The sequence below is a fragment of the Patescibacteria group bacterium genome (assembly GCA_018817085.1).
In the GTDB taxonomy this organism is placed as follows: Bacteria; Patescibacteriota; WWE3; order CG2-30-40-12; family CG2-30-40-12; genus CG2-30-40-12.
On the sequence record JAHIUT010000058.1, the window covers coordinates 1 to 4,787 of the forward strand.

Annotated in this window: 6 protein-coding genes; 2 read left to right on the forward strand and 4 right to left on the reverse strand. The window is 41.9% G+C overall.

Annotated features, from left to right (window positions below):
• A partial coding sequence (locus KJ678_03740; GenBank protein MBU1017243.1) for a hypothetical protein occupies positions 1-652 on the forward strand: 652 nt, incomplete at its 5' end.
• On the forward strand, positions 639-1,025 hold the full coding sequence (locus tag KJ678_03745; protein ID MBU1017244.1) for a hypothetical protein: 387 nt from the start codon (positions 639-641) through the stop codon (positions 1,023-1,025). The genes KJ678_03740 and KJ678_03745, both read left to right, overlap by 14 nt.
• Before the next feature lie 56 nt (positions 1,026-1,081).
• Here KJ678_03745 and KJ678_03750 read toward each other — a convergent pair whose 3' ends face one another.
• From KJ678_03750 to KJ678_03765, 4 genes are all read right to left on the reverse strand, one after another.
• A complete protein-coding gene (locus KJ678_03750; GenBank protein ID MBU1017245.1) occupies positions 1,082-1,759 on the reverse strand; it encodes a transposase in 678 nt (225 codons plus the stop codon).
• A gap of 66 nt (positions 1,760-1,825) precedes the next feature.
• Positions 1,826-3,025 carry a M23 family metallopeptidase gene (locus KJ678_03755; GenBank protein MBU1017246.1) on the reverse strand — a complete coding sequence of 400 codons (1,200 nt, stop codon included), beginning with the start codon at positions 3,023-3,025 and terminating at the stop codon, positions 1,826-1,828.
• 46 nt (positions 3,026-3,071) lie between these two features.
• On the reverse strand, positions 3,072-4,220 hold the full coding sequence (gene rho, locus KJ678_03760) for a transcription termination factor Rho (GenBank protein MBU1017247.1): 1,149 nt from the start codon (positions 4,218-4,220) through the stop codon (positions 3,072-3,074).
• 239 nt (positions 4,221-4,459) lie between these two features.
• Positions 4,460-4,787: hypothetical protein (locus KJ678_03765; protein MBU1017248.1), on the reverse strand; the 328-nt coding region annotated here is incomplete at its 5' end.

Genomic DNA, 4,787 nt, shown 5'->3' on the forward strand with positions numbered 1-4,787 from the left:
AGGTTTGGTGATTAGGCAGTATTTTGCGGATACGGTGGGGGATGTGAACACGGCAGGCGACGATTACGCGCATAATGTGGATAAAGCGATTTTAATTGCCACGCCGAATAAGGGGAGTTTAATAATGACATTGGATAAAGCCGTCAACGCCTTCCCCGTCCTCGGTCCCTTTGTCGAAGATGCGCTGGTGGGAAGTGTCGAAAGTCTTTGGGAAAACGATCCTAGTGGACAACCAAAGCATGCTAATAGCTGGGCGGCGTTGCAAATTACGCCGGGGTCAGACCTTTTAAAAAGTTTAGACAATGTCGCTTTACTTCCTGCGGATGTGGATTATTACACAATGGGCGCTAATATGAAAGCTCGCAGGGGCGGGGTTCTTTATGGTTTTGACGCATGGACGGATTATGCGGAGCTTGGGGATATAGCCGTAGAAAAAGAAAGTTTTGAATATTTACCAATACCAGCTACCCAAAACATAGTTTATGATGATACAATGTTAATTAAGTGGGAATTGGCAGAGATGGACAATATGTGGACTATACGAGTGGAAACGCCCAGTTTGGAAACGGTTAAAAAAGCTCACTGGAATTTAATGCAGACTTCGGAAGTTAGAGAGGGTATTGTTAGTATTTTAGAAAATGCAACAGACTAGAAGCGTAAAATTTTATCTTTTAATAAGCTCTTTTTTTATACTTGTCCTTTCTTGTGTCTTTTCTGTAGTAGGTCTCGTTATTGCTTATTTCAGTTTCAAGTTTGTCTTTGGCAAGCCGTATGAGATGGGGTGGTTGTTTTTAACATTTATTGGACAGATTTCCGCTTTGGTTTTTGGTTTTATCAGTTCTGTTGTGTCTTCCCTACTCTCTGTTGTTTTTATAAAAAAGGACTACAAAAAGCGCAAGGTTGTTAATGGCGTTTCGCCATGGTTAATTGTGGCGGGAGCGTATGTTTTATTTTTAGTGTGGTTGATAATATTGGCGGCAATGATTAGCAAAGCAACACCCCCCTGCCCCAACTGCTACAAATAGCATCACCCCATAGACAAAGGAGAGACCTTGTACAAGGTCTCTCCTTATTCTACAGGCTAATCTAATACAACAGATTTGACTCTTTCCCGTATCTCAAGAAAGCGTTTTACATGATTTTCAACAAACTTCGCATAGCAAGCCCCAGCTTTTTCCTCGTTGGGATAGAACATATCCAATAATATATTTGGATGCAACCACTTACCTTCCCTTTCTCCTAAAAAGTACTTATAACTAGAGTAATCGTAACCTGTTAAATTTTTCGCGTGGATATCCGACAATTCTGTGGGATTTAAATGTATATAACAGGATAAATGTAACAAGTGTTCTTGATTCGTAATCATAACCCCTTTGTAAACGCCTTGAAATACACCTCCCACTCTGTCATATTTATTATTGAAATAAAGCGAGTAGCTCGTCCCCACCCTTCTTAAAAGTTTTTCCATCCCATATTTAGATATATTATGGAGCAAAAGATGATAATGGTTAGGCATAAGGGCAAACGCAACAAGTTTAACATCCCCCACAAAACTAGCACCTTCCACAAAAAGCGCCTCCCCCGTTACAGGGTCAATAAACTTTTTCTTAAATGTGGGGTCCAGATATTTTTTTAATAGATATAAAAAGTAATAATAATCGTAAGAGTCAACAAATATTTCTTGCTTATTCACACCCCTATTGTAAATGTGATAAAAACTGTTATCTGCATAAACCTTTATCGTATTCTTTGCAGGCATACCCCTATACTAAACAAAGGAGTCTCCTTTGTCAAGGAGACTCCTTGGATAAGGAGAGACCTTGTACTACAGGACGGAGAGGGGGTCGAGGAAACGCCCGTTAAACTGCACCGAAAAGTGTACATGAGGTCCCGTGCTTCTGCCCGTTGAACCCATTTGACCTATTATCTCTCCTCTACCCACTTCTTCTCCCACCGACACCTCAATAACGGACATATGCGCGTAAGTGGTTACATAACCATTGCCATGGTCAACCTGAACAGCAAACCCATACCCATTAGTCCACCAACCCGCCCTAACCACCGTTCCCGCATCCGACGCGTAAATTGGGCTTGGAGATTTAACAATGTCTATGGCGGGGTGATACCAACTAAAATACTGAGTTATAACCCGGTACCGCGCGGGCCATACAAATTGCCCCGTCCCCTTCACTCCTATTTGAGCGTAAGGTATCTGACCGTACGCATCCTGCCCATAAGTTGGAACAGGAGCAGGTACCACCAAAGCGGGTATTTTCGCCCCCGGAATTATGAGCTTTTGCCCCACACTTAAATCAAAAGGCGGCCCATCCAAATAGTTAAAATCCGCAATGGCCTGTGTGGACACCGCATACTTTGACGCCAAAGAGCTTAAACTGTCTCCCGATTTAACCGTGTGTATAACACCCGATACGGGCGGAATTAACAATTTTTGCCCCACCTTTAAGTAGTCAAGCGACACTAAATCGTTTGCGTAGCGGATAGACTCTACAGTAACCCCAAATTCCTGCCCAATACTGCTTAAAGTTTCCCCACCTTGCACAAAATACTCAATATAGTCCTCCCTTATTCTATCCGCGGGGGTCTCCGTTCTAGCCAAAATTGGCTCGGGAATTATGTCATTTGAACCAGAAATAAACTCCGTTTCCACCTTAGACGCGACAACAAATTTGCTCTGAAAAACCCCTCCCGTTAGAAACACCGATAAAGCAAGAAAAACAATTATCATATTTGCAAACGGCTTGCCTAGCCTGCCCCGCGACCAGATAAGTCTCCCAACCAAGAAATTCTTTATGTTAAATGCGGTAAAAACCAAACCAAAAATCACGCGCTTAATAATTTTTAAAATAAAGACAATTCTGTAAATTGAATAGCGCAATAAGGCTACCACAAACTTTTTTGCCATAGAAAAACCCTTTTTAACCTTATTGCCAAAAGCGGATTTTATTCTAAGCTGGGAAAAGGAAAGCTGACAACTTGAATCTTTGTGAAATTTTGGTTTTAACATAAGGCTAAATGTTTAGTTAAACACTTACTATTATAGCAGATTATTTTTACTTCGTTTCGTGGAGGGTTTCTAAAAATTCTTTGTTGGACTTGGTTTTTGATAACCGATCCAAAATTAGGGGGGTTACTTCTTTATCTCCTAAAAGGTCCACCATTCTTCGCAGTTTTACCACTTGTTCAAGCTCCGTTTTTGAAAACAAAAGCTCTTCGTGCCGTGTGCCACTCTTTTTTATGTCAATCGCCGGATATACCCTTCTCTCGGCTAATTCCCGACTTAAATGTAGTTCCATATTGCCCGTACCCTTAAATTCTTCGTAAATTACATCGTCCATTCTGGACCCCGTTTCTACCAAAGCTGTGGCTATTATAGTTAAAGACCCCTCTTCCTCAAAATTCCTAGCCGCCCCAAAAAAATGTTTGGGGGGATACAAAGAAACTGGGTCAAGCCCGCCCGATAAAGTTCTTCCTGAAGGGGAAACCACTAGATTATAAGCGCGAGCAAGTCTGGTTATTGAATCAAGCAAAATCAAAACATCTCGTCCCGACTCGGCAAGCCTTTTAGCTTTTTCTAAACACATTTCGGCGGCGCGGGTTTGGTGTTCGGCAGACTCGTCAAAATTAGAAGCTATAACTTCCCCTTTAACACTCCTTTTTATGTCCGTAACTTCCTCCGGCCTCTCCCCTATTAAAGCAACCATTAAAACCACATCCGGATAGTTCGCTATTATGCCATTGGCAATCTCCTTTAAAAGCCAAGTCTTGCCCGCTTTAGGCGGAGCTACTATCATCCCCCTCTGACCTTTGCCAATAGGGGCTATTAAATCTATTAACCGCGTACTCACAACCTCAGATTTTGTTTCCATTCTTAACCAGAAATTGGGGAAAATAGGGGTTAGTTTTTCAAAAAGAGGCCTTTTTCGCGCCTTTTCGGGGTCTTCTCCGCAAACTTTCTCCACCTTAAGAAGGCTTAAATACCGCTCCGTTTCTTTTGGAGGACGCGCGGCGCCTTCTACTTCATCCCCCATTCTTAAATCAAACCGCCTAATTTGAGATTGACTAACATAAACATCTTTTGGAAGACCTGATTCTGATTTTGAATCAATATCCGCGTTCTGCCTTAGAACACCATAATCTGGAAGTATTTCTAATATTCCTCTAACGGTGATAGTATGGTTGGTATTTTCCTCAAAAGCCATAGAAAAAAATCTGGTGGGAAGAAAACTATAATAATCGTACCTTTTAAGGGTAATATAAATGTAACCGCTCTGTCAAGAACTACTTTTATTCAGATAAGGGGAGAAAAGCACTGCCCCCACTTTCCTCCCCATATCTGAAAGCAACACAACCTAGGTTGTGTCGCTCAACCCGAGTTAAAGACCTTGAGCGCCTGCCCGTCGCCCAAGGCCTATAACCGGGGTTGAGTGGGTGGTCAAGCTTAAACAAATTTCTTTAAACCTATTCCTAAGAAGAGCATTCCTAAAGCCATAACGGCTAAAGATATTTCTTTTCCGCCAAAAGGAACGCCTGCCCCTGTAACCGGAAGTTCTTTTACCCCAAGAACAGACGGCGTTACAATACAAACTGTCGCGGTATCTGACGCGCGCGTCTTACCTTCATATTCAAGACGAGCTTCGTTAACCACACAAATGTCATTATCCGGAAGATCTTCTGGGTCAACAACCTTTGCCTTTAGATAAATCTCCTCTTCATCCCCTGCTTTAAAATTCTTTATTTTCCAATCAGTATCATCTTTAGTCTTTAAA